At 68.2% G+C, this 23,106-nt stretch carries 3 protein-coding genes; all 3 read right to left on the reverse strand.

Annotated elements, in window-relative coordinates; all coding sequences use genetic code 11:
* Positions 1-14: 14 nt before the first annotated feature.
* The 3 genes from ACFPOB_RS15435 to ACFPOB_RS15445 all read right to left on the reverse strand — a co-directional run bounded on the left by ACFPOB_RS15435 (position 15) and on the right by ACFPOB_RS15445 (position 22,656).
* Complete coding sequence (locus tag ACFPOB_RS15435) at positions 15-1,565, reverse strand: ShlB/FhaC/HecB family hemolysin secretion/activation protein (protein WP_377799308.1); 1,551 nt, start codon at positions 1,563-1,565, stop codon at positions 15-17.
* A gap of 80 nt (positions 1,566-1,645) precedes the next feature.
* Positions 1,646-22,270 (reverse strand): leukotoxin LktA family filamentous adhesin, encoded by a 20,625-nt coding sequence (locus ACFPOB_RS15440; protein WP_377799309.1) that lies wholly within the window; start codon positions 22,268-22,270, stop codon positions 1,646-1,648.
* 2 nt (positions 22,271-22,272) lie between these two features.
* Positions 22,273-22,656, reverse strand: a complete 384-nt coding sequence (locus ACFPOB_RS15445; protein ID WP_377799310.1) for an invasion associated locus B family protein — start codon at positions 22,654-22,656, stop codon at positions 22,273-22,275.
* Between the last annotated feature and the right edge of the window lie 450 nt (positions 22,657-23,106).

Raw genomic sequence — 23,106 nt, forward strand, 5'->3', positions numbered from 1 at the left:
CCTCACGAACAGGCTCAGATGCTCTTGCGCAGCGTAAGCCGGAAATAAAGCTCGACATCGCGCTGAAGCGCCGAGACGCGCTGCAGCGGCCGCCCGAGACCGCCTTCGAGCGACGCCCAGTCGACAGGGCGCCAGACCAGGCCGGCGCCGACGGATGTCGCGCGCGTCACCCTCGACGCATTCAGATAGGTCTGGCCGTGATCCAGGAACACGAACGTTTCCAACGACCGCAACGGATCGGGCAGAGAATAGTGCAGCTCCGCCTGGCCGTAAAAACCCGAATTGCCGAAGGCGCTGCCGATCGGATAGCCGCGGACGGTCGTCGGCCCGCCGATCTGGAAGATCTGGTCACCGGGCAATTGCGACTCGGCCGTATACTGCCCGGCCCCTACCATCGAGCCGTAGAGATCGTCGCTGATCCGCCAGAGCGAGGCGCTGTTGCCGGTCCAGATCGTATAGTTGCGCTTGGCGCCAGCCAGCGTGTCCTCATGCGCGATCTGCGTCCAGTTCACGCTGGTGGAATGGTTGAGGCTCGGTAGCGTCAGGCTCAGCGAGGCACCCGCCATGGTACGGATATAGTTGCTGTCGACCGTGTTGACCTCGACGAGCTTGCTGCGGCTGCGGCCGCGGCCAATCGCCCCCGTCGCCTGAAGCAGAACGATGTCAGTCGCGAAGATCGGCTGGGACAGCGTCAGCGAGCCGCTCTCCGAGATGCCATCGGGCCGCAACTCGCGGGTCGGCCCGGTGACGATCCGATAGGCGGAGCGCGTAAAGCTCACGCCGAGGCGCGTGCCCCAGGGCGTCACCGGCAGCGTATAGCTGCCGCTGCCGAGGATGCTGCCACGGGCGCGCGAGCCGTAGAGGATCACCCTGTCGTCGATGCCGAGCAGGTTGTGATGACGCAGGAACAAGGTGCCCTGATAGCGCCCGGTCGAGAGCACACCCTGATTGTCGTAGGAGAGCTGGACGACGTTCCGCGCCGGCTCGGTCAAGGCGAGCTCGATGTCCGTCAGCCCGAAACTCGCGCCGACGGCGAGCTGGGCGCGGATCTGCGTTTCGTTGAGCCGGTTGAAGATCGAGACTTCGCGGTTAAGCGCCGGAACATCGACGACCTCGCCTTCGCTGATCGGCACCTGCGAGCGGATATACCAGGGCCAGGTCTGGACAGCGCCGCTGAGGCTGACCTTGCCGACACGCCCCTCAACGAGCCGGACCTTGAGCACGCCGCCATCGAGCTTCTGCGGCGGCAGCACGGCGCTCGCGGTGATCTGCCCCTTCTCGGCATAGAGGTCGTTGACCGATTGGACCAGCCTGCCGATCTCCGCGAGATCGACGCGCCGGCCGAGATAGCGCGCCCGAATGGCGTCGAGCTCGGCGGGGCTCAGAAACTTGGAATCGCCGAACTCGATGCGGGTGAGCACCACCGTCGTCCCGCCGGCGGGGAATTCAAGCTTTGGGCCCGGCGCGGGCGCCACCACGGCCGGACCGCGCTGACGCTGCGGCGCGGTCTGACGCTCGATCTCGCGCTGCTGGCGCGCGGCTTCGTTCTCGAGGGTCTGCGGCAAGACCTGCGCCGCCCCCGGCCCGGCGATGCAGCCGGCGCCAAGACTCAGAACACACCCAAGAACAACACGCCTCCAGTGGTTCAAGGCTGTCCCTCGAAACCAGCGAGATTGACGAGCGGTTTCGACCGCTCGCCTGTGCTTGCGGTCGTCTCCGCATCGTTGGTGGTGCTGCGCCAGCGGCCGTCGGCTCCCAGGACGAAGCCACGCGCGATCTCGCCGAAAGAGGGGCCCGACGGCGTCACGACGCCCAGCCTGGCGAGGTCGCGGCCGAGGGAGATGCTGCTCGGCGCATCGACGACATCGGAATCGAAACCGATGATGAAGGCGCTGGTCGTCAGCCGCTTGCCGTTCACCGCGAGCGAAAAGACCCGGTCGCGCTGATAGAGCTGCGCGTCGTATCCGGTCACCGGCGCGGGGCCACGATTATTGGCGAGGATGGCCATGGACGGGCTCGTCACCTGCAACGCGCCAGGAACGAAGGCCGCAGCGATACCGAAGTCGCTCGATGTCGTCGAGAGCAGGCCATCGACCACCTCGAAGCGGCCGGCTTGGAACCGCCCTGCATCGACGCGCAGGTCGACGCCCTGTGCGCTACGTTCGCGCAGGCCGGCGAGGTCGAGCCTGAGCGGAAGCTCCGCTCCGCCAGGAAGCTGGACGATGTCGGCGGCGATCCGCGTGCCGCGGATGACGATGCTATCGCCGGCGCCGAAGCGCCCGAGTCTAATGTCGTCAGGGGCTCGGAAAGTGCTGCCGCGAGCCGCCCCGGTTCCGAGCGTGATCGAGCCGACGCCACTGCGCCCAGCTTGCAGCACCAGCGCATCGGTCGCGACGAGGCGGGCACCGACGATGTTCTCGTTGGCCGAAAGCGCCGCCGAGCGGCCGGCATCGACGCGATCGAACGCGATGGAGCGAGCCTGCAGGCCGACATCGCGACCGCTGATGAGCGTTTCGACCTGGATCAGCCCTGCAGACGACGCGAGCAGGACGTCCGTCGCGCTGCGCACCAGGCCAAAGGCGATGTCACCCGCCGTCGCGCCCGTAATGGCCCCGGCAGAGTCGACCGCGCCGACGCTGATCGATCCACCCAGGGAATTGATCGAAACCTCGCCCGACCGAGCCGATACGCGACCGACGACGATGGGTCCTTCTGCAGAAACGGCGAGATCTTGCCCCCCGGAGACGGTGCCGACGGTCGCCGAGCCCCCCGCGGCAAGGCGGACCGTTCCGCCGGCAGCGAGCAGCTGAGCCGACAAGTCGGCCTGTGTCCGAAGCGTCAGGCCCGCTTCGGCGCGGATACTCGTCGTCACGATGCCCGCGCCTGTCGAGGTGACGATCAGGTCGCCCGCATCGGTCGCTGCGCGACCAAGCGCGACCTTCCCCGAAGCCGTCAAGGTCGAGCTGCGCCCCGCAACCAGATTGGCAAGATCAAGCGTCCCATCGCTGATGTCGAGACGCGCCGCTCCGCTGCTGATCAGCTGATTTGAGACGGCGATGGCGGTCCTCGCGGCGAAGGTCGCATTACCCGCCACCGTGATGCTCGCGGCAGCAACGCCGGCGTTCGTCGAGGTGACGATCAGGTCGCCCGCATCGGTCGCTGCGCGACCAAGCGCGACCCTTCCCGAAGCCGTCAAGGTCGAGCTGCGCCCCGCAACCAGATTGGCAAGATCAAGCGTCCCATCGCTGATGTCGAGGCGCGCCGCTCCGCTGCTGATCAGCTGATTTGTGACGGCGATGGCGGTCCTCGCGGCGAGGGTCGCATCACCCGCCACCGTGATGCTCGCGGCGGCAATGCCGGCGTTCGTCGAGATGACCGAGAGATCACCCCCCGTCGTCGTGACCGAGCCGAGCGTCACCGCGTCCGAAGCCTTTAGGGTCGAGCCGGCACCTGCCGTCAGAGCGATGATGTCGAGCCTCCCACGATCTGCGGCGACAGTAGCCGCACCGCCCGTGGTCAGGTGATCGGCGACCGCGATGGAGCGTCCAGCCGTCAACGTCGTATCCCCAGCCGCATCGATGCTCGTCGCCGTGATGCCGGCATTCGCCGAGGTGACCGAGAGATCACTCGCCGTCGTCGTGACCGAGCCGAGCGTCACCGCACCCGAGGCGGTCAGGGCCGAGCTGCCGCCGGCCGTCAGGGCGACGATGTCGAGCGGCCCACTATTGACATCGACTATCACCCCGCGACCGGCCCGCAAGCCAGTGGCGACGGAGACGAAAGCTCCCGCCCTGAGCGTTGCATCCCGCGCCACATCGATGCTGGCCGCCGTGATGCCGGCATTCGTCGAGGTGACCGAGAGATCACTCGCCGTCGTCGTGACCGAGCCGAGCGTCACCGCACCCGAGGCGGTCAGGGTCGAGCTCGCACCGGCCGTCAGGGCGACGATGTCGAGCGGCCCACTATTGGCATTGACTGTCGCCCCGCGACCGGCCCGCAAGCCAGTGGCGACGGAGACGAAAGCTCCCGCCCTGAGCGTTGCATCCCGCGCCACATCGATGCTCGTCGCCGTGATGCCGGCATTCGTCGACGTGACCGAGAGATCACTCGCCGTCGTCGTGACCGAGCCGAGCGTCACCGCACCCGAGGCGGTCAGTGTCGAGCTGCCGCCGGCGAGCATGCTCGCGACATTGAGCGACCCGCTGCCGGCATCGAGATGGGCTGCCCCGCCGCTGAACAGCCCACTCGCGACAGCGATGACGCTCCTTGCGCCGAGCGTTACGTCGCCAGCTGCGACAATGCTCGAGGCCGCGATGCCGGCATCGGTCGAGGCGATGGCAAGATCGCCCGCGCTGGTCGTCGCGCTACCGAGCTTGACCGCGCCCCGTGCCGTCAGCACCGAACTGCGCCCCGCAACCAGATTGGCGACATCGAGCGTTCCATCGCTGACGTCGAGATGAGCAGCTCCTCCGCTCGTCATCCCGGCCGAGACGGCGATGGCGGTCCGCGCAGCAAGGGTTACATCGCCTGCCGCGGCAATGGTCGCGGCCGCGACACCAGCGCCCGTCGAGATCACCGACAGGTCAGCCGCGCTCGTCGCCGAGCCGAGCCTTACCGCGCCCGAAGCCACCACCGTCGAGCCTGCACCTGCGGTCAGGCTAACGATGTCGAGCGTTCCGCCATTGGCGGCGGCAGTAACCACACCGCCCGCGGTCAGGTGACCGCTCACCGCGATCGACGTCTCCGCGGTCAGCGTCACGTCCTGGGCGGCATCGATGCTCGCAGCGGTAACGCCAGCATTTGACGAGGTGACAGAGAGCTTCCCCGCTGTCGCCGTGGCCTCGCCGAGCGCCACCGCCCCCGACGCCACCAGGCTTGAACTTGCACCGGCCGTCAGGGCGACGATGTCGAGCGCTCCGCCATTGGCGGCGACGGTAGCCGCACCGCCCGTGGTCAGACTCGTCGTGATCGCGATCGACGTGCCCGCGGTCAGCGTCGCAGCGGCAGCCGCGTCGATGCCGGCAGCGGTGATGCTTGCATTGGCCGAGGCGATCGCGAGATCGCCCGCGCTCGTCGCGGCACTGCCTAGTGTGATCGCCCCTGATGCCATCAGCGCCGACGTCGCGCCAGCGTTCAGGCTCCTGAGCTCAAGTGCTCCGTCACTGACGTCGAGCCTAGCACCACCGCCCGCGATCACACCGTTCGTGACGACGATGCCGGTCGCTGCTGAGAGGATCGCATCGTCCTCAGCCTTGACGTCGGCAGCAGTGATGCCGGCGCCGGTCGAGCTGATGGAGAGGTCCCCATCGGTCGTCCTGGCACTACCGAGCGTGACCGCCCCGACGGCCTTCAGCGACGCGTTTGCGCCCGCGAGCAGGCTGTCGATCGCCAGTACCCCGCCGCGAGCGGTGACGTTGACCGCGCCGCCCGACATCAGGCTGTTGGCGATGCTGATCGAGGCCGCCGCACCAAGAGTCGCGTCCCGCGCCGCTTCGATGCGCGCAGCGGTGATGCCAGCGTTCGTAGAGGTGACCGAGATGCCTCCTGCGGTCGCCCTGGCCGAGCCGAGCGTGACCGCGTCCGACGCCGTCAGGGTCGCGCCTGCGCTCGCCGTCAGCGCAACGATGTCGAGCGTCCCGCCATTGGCAGCGATGGTAGCCGCCCCGCCGGTCGTCAGGCTGGTCGTGACCGAGATGAAAGTCCCCGCGGTCAGCGTCGCGTCCTGGGCCGTATCCATGCTCGCAGCGGTGATGCCGGCGCCAGTCGAGGTGATCCAGAGATCGCCTGCTATGGTCATGGCTGAAACCAGTGTCACAGCACCCGAAGCGGTCACGGTTGAAGTCGCGCCGGCATTCAGGGCGATGATGTCGACCGCCCCGCCATTGGCTGCGACGGTGGCCGCGCCGCTCGCGGTCAGGTGATTGGCGATCGAGACGAAGCTTGCAGCTGTGAGCGTCGCATCCCGAGCCGCACCGATGCTCGCTGCCGCGATGCTCGCGCCTGTCGAGGCGATCGCGATATCTCCCGCCATCGTCGTAGCCGAGCCGAGCGTGATCGCGCCCGACGCCGTCAGGACTGCGTCCGTCCCCGCCGTCAGCGCGACGATGTCGACCGTCCCGCCATCGGCTGCGACGGTGGCCACGCTGCCCGTCGTCAGGTGATTGGTGATCGAGACCAAGCTTGCAGCCGTGAGCGTCGCATCTCGCGCCGCCGCGATGCCCCCTGCCATGATGCCGGCGGTTGCGGAGGTTATCGAGATATCGCCCGATGTCGTCCTAGCCGAGCCGAGCGTGACCGCGCCCGACGCCGTCAGGCTCGCGTCCGTCCCCGCCGTCAGGGCGATGATGTCGAGCGTCCCGCCATTGGCTGCGACGGTGGCCGCGCCGCCGGTCGTCAGGCTAGTCGTAACCGCGATCGAGGTTCCGGCGGTGAGCGTCGTATCTCGCGCCGCCGCGATGCTGGCTGCGGTGACCCCGGCACCGGTCGAGGCGGCCGACATATCTCCCGCCATCGTCCTAGCCGCGCCGAGCGTGATCGCGCCTGACGCCGTCAGGACCGCGTCCGTACCCGCCGTCAGCGCGACGATGTCAACCGCCCCGCCATTGGCTGCGACGGTGGCCACGCCGCCCGCGATCAGGTGATTGGCGATCGAGACGAAGCTTGCAGCTGTGAGCGTCGCATCCCGAGCCGTATCGATGCCCCCTGCCATGATGCCGGCGATTGTGGAGGTTATCGAGAGATCGCCCGATGTCGTCCTAGCCGAGCCGAGCGTGATCGCGCCCGACGCCGTCAGGCTCGCGTCCGTCCCCGCCGTCAGGGCGATGATGTCGAGCGTCCCGCCATTGGCTGCGACGGTGGCCGCGCCGCCGGTCGTCAGGCTAGTCGTAACCGCGATCGAGGTTCCGGCGGTGAGCGTCGTATCTCGCGCCGCCGCGATGCTGGCTGCGGTGACCCCGGCACCGGTCGAGGCGGCCGACATATCTCCCGCCATCGTCCTAGCCGCGCCGAGCGTGATCGCGCCTGACGCCGTCAGGACCGCGTCCGTACCCGCCGTCAGCGCGACGATGTCGAGCGTCCCGCCATCGGCTGCGACGGTGGCCACGCTGCCCGTCGTCAGGTGATTGCTGATCGAGACGAAGCTTGCAGCTGTAAGCGTCGCATCCCGAGCCGCGCCGATGCTCGCTGCCGCGATGCTCGCGCCTGTCGACGCGATCACGATATCTCCCGCCATCGTCATAGCCGAGCCGAGCGTGACCGCGCCCGAGGCCGTCAGGACCGCGTCCGTAACCGCCGTCAGCGCGACGATGTCGACCGCCCCGCCATTGGCTGCGACGGTGGCCACGCCGCCCGCGGTCAGGTGATTGGCGATCGAGACGAAGCTTGCAGCCGCGAGCGTCGCATCCCGAGCCGCCGCGATGCTGGCTGCGGTGACCCCGGCACCGGTGGAGGTGATGGAGAGATCACCGGCGCTCGTTGAAGCGGCGGTGATCGCAATAGCGCCGGTCGCCGAGAGCGTACTGCCGCTGCCGGCCGTCAACGTCCCGAGGGTCAGGCGGCCATTGCTGGTCGAAAGAGTCGCGCCGGCGCCGCTGCTCACCATGTCGAGAGCCAGGTCACCATCGGCGCTAATCGCCAGAGCGCCCGTATCCGCCTGGAGCGTCGTGGCGCGGGTCGCTCCGGTCGCGGCAAGGCGGACACCACCACGAAGGCTGCGCGCAGAGACTGTCGGCGCAGCGAAGCTCAGCGCCATGCTTTGCGTGCCGATGCCGTCGCCTGCATAGAGCGAGACCGCGCCGCCCGCCTGGCGGACATCGAGCAGGATGCCGCCATCGCCGTTGCCGGTGATCGCCCCTGTTGCGGTCACCGCGATCGAAGCGCTTCCCGCGGGCGCCGCGATCGCGCTGGCGACACGTCCGAGTACGATATCGCTGCTGGAGGCGAGAGCGACGCGCCCGGCGGCGCTAACAGCGGCATCGGTCGCCATGACGATCCTGGCGCCCGTCAGGGAAACGGCGCCGGCGCTGGAAGTTGCGCGGGAGAGGACGTCGATCTGCCCGTCGGCGAGCACACCGAGCCCGTTGCGAGCGGCCAGCTCGCCGATGCGGAGAGCCGTCGGCGTCTGACCAGCCAGCGCCGGCCCGGAGAGCCAGGCCGAGCCGCCGACCATCCCCGAAACGTCTCCGCTTGGGCCGACCCGCAGGCCGAGCGCAGCCGTGGCCGAGCCGACATTGCCAGTCGCATTCAGCCTGATCGAGTTTGCGGAGATCGCGACACCGGGCAGATATCCGTGAATGCCACCATCGGTCGCCGTCAGCGAAGCGGTGCCGGAGGCGAAGATCCGGCCGATCTGCCCGTCACCACCCTTGACGACGAGATTGACGTCGCCCGCAGCCGCGGAGGCCGAGACCAGCTTGCCGCCGATCTGGTAGGTCAGCGGCGTCGCCGCCGAACCGATGCCACCGCCGCCCGCGACCAGGACGAGATCACCATTGGTCTGGATCTGGACCGGATTGCGCGGCGTGGTCCCATCGGCCTGCGTCGCCACGGCGATCGCCTGCGGCGCCTGCAGATTGATCGTGCCGGTCGCCGTGATCCGGCCGATCGTCAGCGTGCCGCCGGCCGCTTGCGGCGTCCCGGTCGACTGAACGTAAACGTCGCCCTGTGCCGAGCCTGAGAAGGCGCCGCTCGCATTGATGAAGAGCGGCGCGGTCTGCTTGACGTCGACGCGGGTGAGCGTGACACCGTTGGGCACAGTGTTCAGATCGGTGACCTCGACCAGACTGCCGTCCTGCTTCTGCCCGAAGATCTTGACCGTTCCGGCCGTGGTCGCGACTGCGAGCGCGGCGAGCTGCGTGTTCGAGATCGTGCCATTGCGGATGTCGGACAGCGCGACTTGAACGTCGGGTGCTAGCGAACCGATGCTGCCGGCCGTATTCAGCGTGACATCACGGCCGATGACCAGCGCTGTGCCGTTGCCGACGACGCCTGAGGCCGGCTCGAGCGCCGACTTGTTGATCGCCGAGACGAGCTGCCGCTCGGTCCAGACCGCATCGCCCGTAATCTGGGTCGCAAGGCCCGGCGTGACATCGGCGCCGCTGAAGCTGAAGTTGTAATTGCTCTCCAGCGTCGCCGGCTTGAAGCGGGCCTGGTCAGCCCAGCCGCTGCCATAGACCTTGGCGAAGACATCGCCATAGGCGGCAAGGCGCTGCGCGGCGTAGGAGTCGACGTTCGCGCCGGCTCCGAGCTCCGCATCGGCAAAGGCCTGGTAGAGCGCGATGGCGTTGTCGTTCAGCTTGAACATACGCTCGTTGACGCCATCCCCGTTGGTGTCTTCGAGCACGAAGCCGCCATTGCGAAGCAGCGTGGCATATTGGGAATAGGTCTGCGTCACCTGCTTCTCGAAAGCTGCGACGCTGGCCTGCGCCGCCGCAGCAGCACCATCGGCCGCGGTGAGCTTCAGCGAGCGCGAGACCTGCGAGAGCTGCTCGGCACTCAGCGCCTGCGCGGCCGTCTGCCCGGAGGCCGAGACGAGCCGGCCGGCATTGACGTCGATGCGGACATTGCCGGCCTGGCTCGCGATCTGGCCGACGCGCAGGTCATCGGCGATCTGTGCGATGCCGATGTCGCCACGCGCCGTCACGGTGGCGACGCCGTCGACATAGCTGCCATTCGGCAGCTGGGTCGCGACCGCGCGCATCTGCATCAGGTTCGTGGTCGAGCCGACGCTGCCTTCCTCGCTCACCAGCGTGATGTTGCGTCCGACGACGTTCGGCGCGCCGGTGACGACGGTCTCGAGGCTGCCGGTGGCCTGCAGCTTGACGTCACCATAGACGCCTGGGGTCTGGTCGGCGCGCAGCGCGACCACGCGCGCGCTGCCGGTGATGTCGAGATTGATGCCGCCGCTGCCGGTGACGATATCGAGCTGCGCAGCAGAGGTCAGCGTCGCCTTGACGGCGACCGAGGCCGTGCCGACCGAGTCGCGCGTATTCAGCGTCAGGTGGTTGCTGAGGATCATGGCGTTGTTCACCTGAGTGAAGCTGCCGCCAGAGGCGATGATCGTCGTCGTGCCGCTCGGATTGACGATATTGCCCTGCTGGATGACCGAGCTGTTGGAGGCGATGTTGACGCGGCCCGCCGCATTGCCGGCGAAGCTGACCTCGAACGGATTGTCGGCCTTGACCGAGGCCGTGATCTGCAGCCAAGCGTCCTTGACGTAGTTGTAATTCCACCAGGTATTGGCGGTACTGCCGGGCTCCTGCCGGAAGTCGCGACTGCAGAAGCTAGGATTGCCGCCATTGCAGTTCTCATAGTGCTGCATGGCGTTGATGAGCTCGATCACGCCGCCCTGCAAAGTCTGGAAGAAGACAGTGCCGGCACCGCCCGGGTTGTTGACGACGCGGCCCTGCGGTGTGCTCGTCTGGTTCCAGTAGTCGGGTCCGGAGGAGTTGCCGTCGCCCCAGATTCCAGTCGCCGGAGCCGGCACATAGACCCAAGGGTTGGTGGACGTTCCAGAATTATAGCGCCAGACGCCCTGCGCGTTGGGATTGTTGACGATGAGCCCGTCCTTATGGACGAACAATTGCTGCGTCCACTCGTAGCGGGTGCCGGAGACGGGACTGTAGCGCGTCGTGTCGCCAGCGATGAACTGGACGGGCGCCGAGGCGCCGGGGCCGCTCAGGATCGGCTGCGCGCCATTATGCGTCTGGTATTTCGCGATGCCCGAGCCCGGTGTGTAGGCGTAGACCGTCGTGTTCGGGCCGGAGGTGATGAGCCGGTCGACGATCGTGATCTTGCTGATGCCGGCGTTCACGCCGGCCTGGGTGCCGGTGTTGATGCGGTTGACGACGAGATCGAGCCCGGACTGGTTGTTGAGGCTGACATCGCCGAAGCCGCCATTGATCTTGATCCTGCCCAGCGTGTTCGTGCTGATGATCTGGCCGTCGAGCAGAACCGAGCCGCCGCCCGACGACGCATTCACGTCGGCCATGACCAGCCGATTGTTGATGACGTCGTAGGAAACCGGCGCGGCACCTGCAGCGGCCCAGCCGCCGCCGAAGAGGCCGGCGAAGCTCACCGTTGTCGTGCCGTCATCGAGCCAGCCCTGGCGGCCATTACGCAGGATGTCGCCGACGACCCCGCCGATATTGCCCTGCCAGTTGGTGACACGCCCCGCCTCGATCGAGGCGTTGATGTTGATGGTGGTCGCCTTGATCGCGACCTGGGCGCCATAGATCTTGGTGCCGCCGCCCTGCGCCTGGACATCATTGCTCGCTCGGTATTTCGGCACGACCGGAATCTGCGCGAAGAAGATGCCGTTGCCGAAATCATAGCCGCCGACGCAGTTCATGCCGGTCGCACCGTAGCCGATACAGTTGCCGTACATGATCGTGCTGTAGCGGTTGCCCGGATTCCCGCCGTCCTCGATCCGGTGGTAAAGATTGTAGTTCAGGGTGGCGCCGTTGCCGAAATAGAGCGTGTTGGCGATGGCGTTGATGGTGTCGTTGATGACGTAGGTCTGCGGCAGCGCGCCAGGTACAGCGCCCGGATAGGTGATGGCGTGGCCCCATTCCGACTCCGGCGCGGCGCCGGCATTGTACAGGCCGTTCGGCCCGTTCGAGGAGACCGCGACCGCGCCATTCGGCACGGTGACGTTGAACTGCAGCGCGTCGATGCGCTGGCCGGAGAAGCCGAACGAGCCCAACGTATTGTTGAGCGAAACCAAGCCGCCGAGATTGGTGATGTCGCCCGAGATCAGCAGCGCAGGCCCGTGGCCGCTGGCATCGAGCTGGCCGGCATAGGCGTTGTCGATGATGATGCTCGGTGTCGCATCCGGATTGCTGCGGCGCGTCAGGGACCCGCTGGAGCCGACGATCTGGCCGCCGGTCGAATCCGGAATATAAGCCCCGCCGTCGAGCACGAGATAAGCGTTGCTGCGGTTGATCACGGTGATCGAGGGGCCGCCATTCGCCGTGAGCGAGCCGCTGCCCTGGACCGTGCTGCCGTTGACGAAGATGTTGCCGCCCGCCGCATAGAGCTGGCTGAGCCGCACCGCCTTGACGGGGGAAGTGCTGACACCGGAGATGAGCGTGCCCGCGACCGCGGCATCGTAACGCGCCGTGATGTAGGCCACGGGATCGAAGGTCTCGGTGTAGCCGGCCGTCACCGGTGCGCCGCTGATCAAACGGATCGTCGGAGTCTCGTTCGGCCCGCATTGGGCCGAGGCGTTGACGCCGCAACCGATCTCAATGCGCTGAGTGTTGTAGATGCCTGCCGTCGCCGTGCCGTTCATCACCAAGGTCGAGGATGACGACCTGCCGGGGCTGCTCGAGCCCTCGGTGACCGGGATGAAATAGAGCTGATAACCGTGGCCGGTACCATCAGCATCGGCGTTGAGCGCACCGTCATAGGCGCCGAGCGTGACGTTCTGGGCGCTGGAGATCGTCGTGCCGCTGCCGACCTCGACGCGGGCATGGTGTTGCAGATTGGTCGAGGCGTCGGCGTCGGGGACGGCGATGACGCCGCGGACATAGCCGAGCGCGGTCGCCGTGCCGGTGAGCGTGTTCGTGCGCAGGCCCGCCCCATCGCGGCCAGCGGTCACGTTAACGTCATAGAGGCCGATCAGTCGGGAATTCGTACCGATCAGCACCTGGTTGTCGGTGCGGATGGTGACGTCGGCCTTGGCGACCCCCACACTGGCGAGCCCATAGGTGCTGACATAGGCGTTCGCCTCGACATCGGCGATCGTATAGGTGCCGAGATTGACGACGCCAAAGGAGTCCAGGAGGACGTTGTTGCCGAGCGTCACCGTGTTGTCGACATCGGCCCGGTAATGCGACGACACGCCCGCGCCCTGCAGCAGGCCGCCGGTGGTCAGCGTCGCGGTGTCCTTGCCTGTCAGCTCGGTCCACGCCTGCACCAGGATCGGACCGGGTGCGGCAAGCGGGTTCAGGCCGGCGATGAGGTTGACGCCATCACCGAGCGTCACTTGGGAGGTGCCGTCGATCTCGGTCCGAGAGGTCGCGCCGGCACCGTTGATGCCGCCACCGGCTGCAGCGCGCACGGAATCGCCGAGGTCGAGCTGAACGTACGCATTGCGGCTCGTCACCGAGATCGCCTGCAGGCAGCTCGTCAGATAGCAGCCGGCCGTGCCTGGGCCGGCGGCGGTGATCCGGGCGCCTGCGCCCAACTCTCTCAACACGTCGACATTGGCGCTGTTCGTCGCTTTCGAGGCGCTGGCGCCGAGGGCCGCGGCCTGCAGGCTGTCGACCAGGGAGGCATATTGCGCGAGGTGGCTGGCACCGATCGTGACGAGCCCGGCCTGGATCGCCGCGTTGTCGCCGACCGAGACGGTCACGTCCGAGACATTGGAGGTCGAACCGGTGGCGCCGGAGCCGGCATAGAGGCCGCCGCTGCCCGCCTGGGCGCGAACGATCTGCGTGTCCTGGCCGGTCGCGGTCAGGGTGAAGCGGCCGGTGCTGCTTCCGGTCATGATGGAATGAGCGCCGAGCGAGGCCGTCGTCCTCCCGGGGTTCGTCGCGGTTCCCGCATCGGCTTGCGCATTGACGGTGCCGACGGCGGCAGTTCCGGCGACGGTGACGCCGGTCGCGTTGGCGGTCTGGAGCGTCGTGTTCGTCGCGCTGATGGTGGCCGAGCCGGCTGACAGGCCGACATAGCTGCCGACCCTGGCCGTCACGCTGCTGGTGTTGTTGGCCCGTGCATCGGTGCCGACGGCGCTGACGTAATAGGCGCCTGACCCGGCCATCGCCGTGGCGGCGGCCGAGGTTCCTCCGCGCGCAAAGCCCGAGGTGGCGTCCGCCAGCCGCGCAGCGTCCCCCGCCATCGTGCCGAACACCGAGCCGGTCGCGGTGACGGAGAGGGTACCGGCGATGAACTGGTTGGCGATCAGGCTGGCATTGCCCATGATCTGCGCGTTGACCATCGCGCCGACATCGGCCCTGGCGACCGCCGCGCCGACGGCAAGGCCGCCCGCCACTGCACTGCCATAAGCCGCAGCCTTCGCGTCGGGCGATGCGGTCGCCGAGACGGTGATCGTGCCGGTTCCGACACTCGCCCGGGCGCCAGCACCAATCAAGGCAGTGACGTCCGTCGTATCGCTTGCCTTCGCCTCCGCGCCCGACCCGGCCGCGAGCAGGCCGCCAGCGCCGGCAATGGCCGCGGCATGGGCCGCGCCCGTGCTCTGCGCCCCGATCGTCAGACCGGTTCCGGTGAGGCTGGAGCCATCGACATATTTCGCTTCCACCGTGCTGTCGGCACGGCTCGACGCGAATGATATGCCGAGCGCCAGGCCGCCCGCGACGGCGGCGCCGACGGCGTCCGACCGGCTGGTCTGGCCGTTGCTGGCATTGACGGTGGTCGCGCCAGTCACGGTCAGCGTGCCGCCGAGCGTCGCCTTGACCTCGTTGGCGATCGAACCGTCCGCGACCGCGGCGCCCGCCGCCGCTGCGAGAGAGCCGGCGCCCGCACGGGCTTCGACCCGGGCAGCGGAGCCGGTCCCGTCGGTCGAGCTGGCCGTCACGGCGATCGAGCCGGTGCTCACGCTGATCTGATCGAGGCGCGCCGAAACCTTGTCGCCGACATCGGTATAGGCGGTCGCCGCACCGACACCGACCGCGCCACCCGCCCCGAGGCCGCTGGCGATGCTGCTGGTCGTCGTCCGCGACAGCGCGGAGACGGCGACGGAGCCGCTGGTGATGCTGCCGCCACTCACGGCCGCCTTGGTGCCTGAACCGGTACTCTCGAGCAGCGCCGCAGCGCTCTGCGCCTCCGGCGCGGCGATGCGGCTGCGATTGGCGACGAAGAAGCCGTATTGCCGGGCCGCGTAGTCGCGGACTTCGGCCTCGGTCGCGGCGCGCCCGAGGCTGGCTTCCGCCTCGGCGCGATAGGATGCGACTCCAGCGGTCGACAGGGACAGGACGCCGTTGCTGACGGTGCCGTTGGCCAGCAGGCGCGTATAGGCGCTGTTGGCGGCGCTGCGGACCTGGTCGTCAGTGGCGTCGGGGGTGGTCGGGAGCACTTGCGCCCGATAGGAGCTGACGCCCGCATCGCTCAGCAGATAAGCGACTGCCCCGTTGCGGAACGCCGAGTAGCGAGTAGCCGCCCAGTCGCGCACCTGGGTCTCGTTCGGATCGGCGATGCCCAGCCCCGTCGCCGCCGCACTGATCAGCGCGGTCACGCCGGCAGTGGTCAAGGTCAGCGCGCCGCCCGACACGGTGCCGTTGGCCAGCAGGAGATTATACTCGGTCTGAGCGGCGTCGCGCAGCGCGCTGTCGGTCATTGCCGCACCGGCCGCACCGCGATAGCTGCGATAGCTGGCGAGCCCGGCCGCGCTCAGGACGAGATCGGCATTGCCGGCGGTGAGCTGGCCGATGCGGGAGAGCGTGCCGCTACCGCCAGAGGTCAGTTCGCCCGACACGCCCTCAGGCGTGCTCTTGCCGACCGAGATCAGCGCGACCGAGGCGCCGATGCCGACGCTGCCGCCGACGCCAAAGGTGGTCGTCTCCGCGCTGACCGTGCGGTCGGAGGCGGCGGACGCCGAAACTGCGCCCGGAGCGACCACGCCCGAGCCCTGGATGTCGGCCTGGACCAGGCTGTCGAGGTTAACGATGTTGGCGGCTGCGCCGGCGGCGAAGCTGGCGTTCGCCCCCGCCGCGGTTTTCGGCGTGATGCTCGTCGTCTCGGAGGCGGAGACACTGACACCGGCGGCGCTGGTGACACCGCCGATGGTCTGCGTCGCGCTCGGCCGTATCGCGACCTGCGCGCCGTAAAGCCCCGCCCGTGTCTCGTTGTCGACATCGACGAAGCTGACCATGCCGGCAACGCCGGCAACGCCGGCGACCGCGCCACCCGTCGCGACCGTCGCGAAGACATTGCGACTGGTCGCGGCGACAGCGAGGCCGCCATTGAGGTTGAGCACCGTCTGGCCGGAACCGCCGCCGACCGTCGCCAGCGTCTCGTTGCGGCTGGTGCCGACGACGAAGGCGCCGCCGATACCGACCCCCAGCCCGCCGACGGCGGTGCCGGTCTGGGCATGGAAGCCATTGCGGGTGTCGGCGGCGATGCCCACCCGCCCGGCCGTGACCAGGCCTTGGTCGAGCGAGGCGCTCGTCGAGGCCGCGAAGGTGTTGACGATGCCCATCGCCGCGGCGCCGCCGGCACCAAGGGCGAAGCCCAGCACATTGCTCGCCGCCGATTGCGAAGCGTTGGCGGCGACGTCGAGCGCACTGATGCCGGCCCCGGTATAGCCGGGTGTAGTGGTGCCGGTCGTCGAGTTCGTCAGCGCCGCCCTGGTGCTGCGCTCCATCACATTGGTGGTGTTGGCGCCGCTGGCGGCGACGCCGCCGGCCGAACCAACGGTGATGAAGGTCCCGGCATAGGAATGACTCGCCGCCTCGACGGCGACCGCTGTGCTGCCTGTGCCGGTCAGACGGGTGTCGACGAAGCTCGCATCGATCGTCGCGCCCGTGCTGCCGCCGAGCACATTGCGGATCGGCACAATCGCGACTGCGCCGCTGATCGGGAAAACCGCGACACCGCCGGTCACCGCATTGGCCAGCACCGATTGTTGCGAGGTCGCGACGACGCCGAGGCCATGGATGCTGCGCGCCGTCATCGCCAGCGAGGGCTGCGCCGCGCTCGGGCCGTTGGCCGAGCTCAGGTCGAATGCGGTGACGAGCTGGCCGGCATTATAGCTCAGCGAGCCAGTGCCGCCGGCGCGAGCGTCGACACTGCTGTTCGCGATACTGGCGAGCGTATCGCCGCCGATCGTGTTGTTGACGACGGAGACGCCGCCGGCAGCACTGGGCGCCCCGGCCGTGGCGCCGAGCGCGCCGGCCGAGACCGTGATCCGGTCGGTGTTGCCCGAGAAGACGCCGAGATTGTTGCCGGCAATGATGTCGGCGCCGGTGATGGTCGCGCCGATATCGGTGGCGACGGTGTTGTTGGCGACCGAGCCGGCGAGGCCGACATTGCGCGACATGGCGATGCCGATGGCGATCGTCTCGATCGTCGCGGTCGACGCTGCGGCGAGCACGACATCGCGCGAGGCGCGAATCTGTGCCCCGGCGACAGCCGCCGCGACGTTGTTGGCAATGCTGCTTTCGACGATCGAGAGGCCGACGGCTGCTGCGCCGATGCCGATGCCGAGCGAGCCGGCACTGCCACGGATCACGGAGGCGGCCTGCGCCTGCACCGCGACATCGCGGCTCGTGATGCTGCCGCCGCTGATGCGGGCGCTGATCACGTTGTCGATCGTCTGCTGCACGACCGAGGCGACGCCGGCGAACGGGCCGGTCGCGACTCCTGCGCCGACGGCGACGCCGGTGATCAGCGAGCCGTCCTGCGCCCGCACACTCACCGTGGTCGAGCTCGTCAGGTCGATGTTCTCGACGAGTGCGATATGCGACTGGCTGATCGTGTTGCTGAGGAAGGAGACGCCGGCATTGTTGGCGCCGCCCTGCAGCACACCCGCAATGGCGATGATCGAGGCGCCGACGGGGTTCGCCGCCGCATTCGCATTCGTGGCCCGGCCGGTGAAGTCGATCGGTCCCTGATCGGAATTGGCGAGCCGGCTGGCCAAAGCGGCGTCATGGGTGCTGTCCCTGCCGCCATCGGCGACGACGAGCACATCGCCATCCATCGCGATGCGCGAGGCGGCGCCCGTGCTGCCCGTGACGGCGGCTCGCGTCGTGGGGCTGACCTCGTTGATGACGATTGTGCCGACGAGACCGTTCGAATCGGGCCCGCCGCCGCCGGCGATGGCGCCCGAGACGATGCGGCTTGAGGTCTGTGCCGCCACCGTCAGCTTATCGACCGCCGAGAACGAGGTATCGGTGATGAGCGCGGCCGCCCCGTCGCGCCCGGAAGGATCGGTGATCGAGCTATAAGTGAGCGCAAGGCCTATGCCGGCCTGCACGCCGGCATAGGCCGCGCCGCCCCCGATGCCGATATCGGTCGCGCGATAGGCGTTTACCAGCACGTCGTTGCCGGAGGAGGCCCCGGACAGGCCGCCGATCACGGAATTGCGGATCTGGGCGGTGACGCTGTCGGTGACTATGCCGACCGCTGCCGAAATCGCCGCGGCGCCGCTATTGCTTTGCCCGGCCGCGATGCTGACGCCGACTACGGTCTGGCGGCCGCCGGCGAGCGACTGCACCGAAATGTCGCCGGCGCGCGTGATCGTCGTGCCGGCGATGCGCGCATCGGTGCTGTTGTCGAAGGTGGCGATCGCGACCGCGCCCGCGAGCGAGCCGCTCAGCGGGCTCGAGCGGCCGGCCAGATTCACCGCCGCCGTGCCGGAGCCGACATCGGCGACGGTGGCGTTCGTCGCGGCGACATCGGTGGCGACGATGCCATTGTCCTTGCCGATGACGGCGGCGCCGTCGATCCAGGCCGAAGTGCCCAGCGTCGTCGTCGCGACGGCGGCGCTGCCGGCGGCCGTCAGGCTGATGCTGCCGCTGGCGCCAGAGCGCAGCACGGCGGCGTCGGCCTTGCCGCCGGCGGCTATGCCCTTGAAGAAGCTGAGCTTGGAGGCGTTGGGATCGGAGATCGCCGCGGCGACCGAGGCGACGAGCATGCGCCCGTCCGTCACCGCGTCGACATCGAGCGAGCGGGCGGTGATCAGCCCTCGCCCATAGCCGTCACCGAGCCGGTTGTTCGACAGGTCATCGGAGTTGTCGCCGACATAGGCGCGCGTCACAGCGGCCGTATCGAGAGCCGCCACCGAGATGCCGACGGAATTCTCGCTGCCATAGGTCATGGCGCCGGTCAGCGTGAAGAGCGAGACGAACTGGCGGGCTTTGACATCGATCGAGGTGACGTCGACGATCGCCTGGTTGCTGATCGAGGCGAGCGTGTGGTTGTCGATGCTGGTGAGCACGACGATGCCGTTCGCGGCGAAGGTGCCCGCGGCTTTGCCGGATGTCGGAGCGATCGCGAAGATCTTGTCCTCGGTCTTGGCGGTCACCGCAAGTTCGAGCGCGGTGATCGTGGCACCGGCACCGACCGCTGCGACAGTGCGGCTCTCACGCTGCAGATCGGCGAAGGAACCGCCGATCGCCGAGCCGGCGCCGCCACTGGTGCCGGTTCCGGAGAAGATGCCGTAATTGCCGGCGACGTCGATGGTTTCCGTCTTCGTGCTAGCGGCGATGGTGACGGCCTTGTCGAAGCTCTGGAGCGCACCAGTGCCGAGCGCGATGGTCCAGGAATCGAGACCGCTATTCTGGCGCAACCTCGCGCCGGGGCCGACATAGGCTTCGGTGTCGTTCGTGACCTTGTAGTAGTTGACGGCGCCGGCGAGGCCGAGCTGGCTCGATTCCGACGTGGCGCTGGCATAGCTCGTGAGGATGTTGCCGGCGACGCCGAACGTGCCGTTCAGGTGGGACAGCGTCTCACCGAAACCGGCCCAATTGGTCCAAGTGTTGGCGATCGGGATAGCGGTCGTTGCGGAAACGCCGATGCGGTTGGAGTCGACGGTGGCGCCGGCGCCGACCGAGGCGCGCGAGGTGTGGCGGAAGTCGCCATAGACCACGCCGGCCGACATCGCGACCATCGCTTCCGGATTGACGGCCGTCGGATTCTTCGAGTTCGAGCTGATCGCGGCGTCGGCGGCAGCGCGTAAGGCGAAGTCGCGGATATCGCTGACGACTGCCGTCTTCGTCGCGTAGACCGTCGGGGCCGTGCCGCCGGCGTCCGCCGCGATCGAGGAAATGGCCGAAAGATCGCTCTTGGCCAGCGTCAGCGTGCTGCCGAACTTGCCGATCTCGCGCGAGCCGAGCCGGGAGGTCAGCGGGGCGAAGAGCACCTCCATCGCATTGGCGATCTGGAGCGTCTCGATCACCAGATTCTGGCCGAGCGTCACCGCCGAAGAGGTGGCGTTCTTGCTGGTGTCCGAGAGCGCCTCGACCGTGACATTGCCGGCCCGGCTACCGCTCGAGCCGAGCGACGCGCCGAGCCGCGCCTCGGCGCTGGCCCTCGTGTCGGAATAGGCTACGGACAGGCCGACCATGCCACCGCTGATCGACATCGCCGTGGCCGAGGTCGAAAACGAATTCTCGTTGATCGCCGAAACCCGGACGTTGCTCAACGAGCCAACCGTGACGTCCGCCCCCGAACTCACGATCGCCTTCGTCTCGATGTCGGTGGTGCCGACCGCCACCGCGAACTCCGCAACGGTCTGCCCGGCGGACACCGCGAGTGCCGTCGCGCCCAATGTCGCCTCGTTCTTCGCTTCGGCGGTCAGGTTGCGGCCGGCTGTCAGAGTCGCCCCGCTCTCGACCTCGGCGGTCACCCGCGCCTTGAGGTCGGCATAGGTGACGGAGATCGCCATCGGCGACACGGCCGTGACCGAGACCGACGGCAGCGTCGCCTCCTGTGAACCGGTCGCGCTCATGACCAGGTCGCGCGTTGCGGTGATGGACGCGCCGTCCTTGACCGAGACGCGGGCGGTGATGTCGCTCGCGACATAACCACCGTTTAGGCCCGTCAAGATGGACAGATTGGTCAGCCCGGCGAACATGGCGATGCCGGGGCCGAGATTGATGAAGGAGGAGACGCCGGTCGCATCCGCCAGGAGCTTGATGTCACGGCCGGTGATCGTGCCGCTGACCTCGATGATCGCCTCGGCGCTCGCCTTGCCGGAATTGCGCCTGTCGACGGCAGTCGCCGTCAGCGTGACGTCGCCGCCGGAATAGAGGCTTCCGGGGCTGACGCCCGCGAGCAGCTGGCCTGCCACCGTGATCCGCGGCGCCGTGATCTCGATATTGCCTGAATTACCGAGAGATGGATTGGCGGCGGAGAGAACCCCGCCATTGGCATTGCGATTGAAGTTCCTGGTGTCGACGAGGCCGTCACCGAGAATAGTGATGCTGTCGGTCGCCGTGATCCGGGCATCCGTACCGCTGAAGACCATATTGGCGTTGCCGCCAGTCCCGATCACGACATCGGTCGGGTCGATATAGAGCAGGCCGGCCTTGCCGTTGCGCGCCGAGAGGTCAATGTCGATTGCGCCGAGATCGACCGTCCGCCTGGCACTGAGCTCGAGGAAACCGCCATCGCCGCTCGTGCCGGCGCTGCCGCGGAACACGGCACCGGCTTCGACATTGAGATTGGTGTCGGCGAAGACGATCGCCGAGCCGGCTTTGCCGGCAACATCGCGTGCAGCGCTGACGTCGATCGTGGCGCCACGGGCGATCGCAATCGCAGCCCCCGAGGTGATCGAGACCGTGCCGCCGTCTGCGGTGTTGACCGCCGGCGCTGCAGAGGCGGCTCCGGCCGGGCGCGGTGCGGGGGCGGTGCCCGTAGACGAGATGCGCGCCGTCGGAGCGATCGTCGTGCCTCTACCTGAGCGGACGCTGACGCTGCCGGCAGCCCGCCGCCCCGTCGCGTCGGCGCTCAGCCGGCCGGAGATGCCGACACTGCCCGCGGCGACGATCTCGATGCCGCCGCCCTTGCGGGCGACCATGGCCGCGCCATGCCTCAGCCCGGCGGTGTTGACGCTCTGCGAGAAGGCCGTGCGGTGCCGCTCGCGGCGCTCGGCCACGTCGACCGGCGCGGCGTTGGTCTTGATCTGCCCGGCGACGCTGACGGAATGTCCGTTCAGCGACACGCCCCGGCGCGCATTGATGGCGCCGTCGATCGCGATCCTGCCGTCCGGCGAGATCGGCACGTCGTTCGCCCTGAGCCTGGCGGCCATCGTCTCGTTGACGACGCCGTTCGGCCCGATCACTTGGTCGAGGAACTCACGGGTCGGCGTGTTGACCGTGAGGCGCCCGGTGTTGACGACGCCGCTCGGCCCGACAGTGAAACCGGCGGAGTCCGAGAAGTAGACATGACCGCCGATCTGGCCGTTCCGGTACGAGTTCAGGATGCCGTTGATGACCACCGGCCCATCGCGAACGATGTTGACCAGTGCGCCCGTGCCCTGCGGCAAGTGCATGTTGACCGTCGAGCCGGCGCCCTGCTCGAAGCGCGAGAACGAATTGTAGCCGGCTGCGCCGGCGATCGTCTGGGTGGTGATCGTCGTCGTGTTGCCGCTGACCGCGACACTGGTCTGGGTGCGCCCGTCAGGCGTGATGATGTTCTGCGCGAAGGCCGGCGCGTTCCAGAGCGCGAGCGCCATCGCCTGGCCGACGAGGCAGCGCTGCCTCAGGGTCGCCAGAACCGGGCGGCGCTCGCTCGGCGCCACGACATATCGCAGCACCGATTCGCCGGAGCGGGCGAGGGCTTGCGAACGCGTTGCGCGGCGCCGGCTCATGATCAGAGCCGTTCCTTAGCGAGGGCCTCGACGGCCTGATCGAGACCGCGAGCCGACAATGGCAAGGTCAGGTCGCGGCCAGCGGCATCCTTGAACACGATCCGGCCGGGCTCGCTCGCCTTGCGCCACTGCTTGATCACATCGTCGCTCGGCGCCGTATCGGCGAAGCACCCGGTCGGCAGGCAGCGCCGCCAGCCGAGATCGAGCGGCTTGGCATCCTTCTCGCCCATGGTGATCTGCACGACACTCGGGAAGGAGATGCTGACCGGCATGACGGCCGTGACGCGCAGCGGCTCGCCGGCACTGGCCCGGCCAAGAGCGACCTGGGCGATCGGGGCCTGCTGCCCCTGGCTTTGCAGGATCTGCGCAACCTCGCAGACGCGCATGATCTTGGCTCCGTCGGAGACACGCTGGCAGCGCAGCAACCAGTCGCCGAAGCTCGCCGTCGTGCTGCTGGGCTCCGTCGAGACCGGCTGAACGGCAGGCGCAGCCGATGCGGCAGGCGGCGGGCTCTGGCCGGCGGTTTTCGGCGCCGCCGATTGCGCGGTAGCAGCACCCACGCCAGCGACCAGGGCAGCGCCCAGCATCACGAAGTTAACTATTGTTCGCACGTCAGCCCCCAACCCAGATCAACTCCCAGGCCTTGAGCCTGCGTTCGCTCCCCGTGCGCGGCGGCTGGTCTCGCCAACTCGCTCGAAGCGCCCGGCAGCCGCGATGCGTCGCTCAGCCCGGACGTTGCCGCACATAGAACGGCAATGATTTCTCAAATTGCTCAGAATTGCGCAATACGAGAGTCAAAAATGGTCACATCGATAATGCGGGATCTGCGTGACCAA

The organism is Allobosea eneae (assembly GCF_042657265.1).
Taxonomy (GTDB): domain Bacteria; phylum Pseudomonadota; class Alphaproteobacteria; order Rhizobiales; family Beijerinckiaceae; genus Allobosea; species Allobosea eneae.

Coding starts and splice junctions, on each gene's coding strand:
- ACFPOB_RS15440 (WP_377799309.1), bottom strand. CDS start 22,270: ATGAGCCGGCGCCGCGCAACGCGTTCGCAAGCCCTCGCCCGCTCCGGC.
- ACFPOB_RS15445 (WP_377799310.1), bottom strand. CDS start 22,656: ATGCGCGTCTGCGAGGTTGCGCAGATCCTGCAAAGCCAGGGGCAGCAG.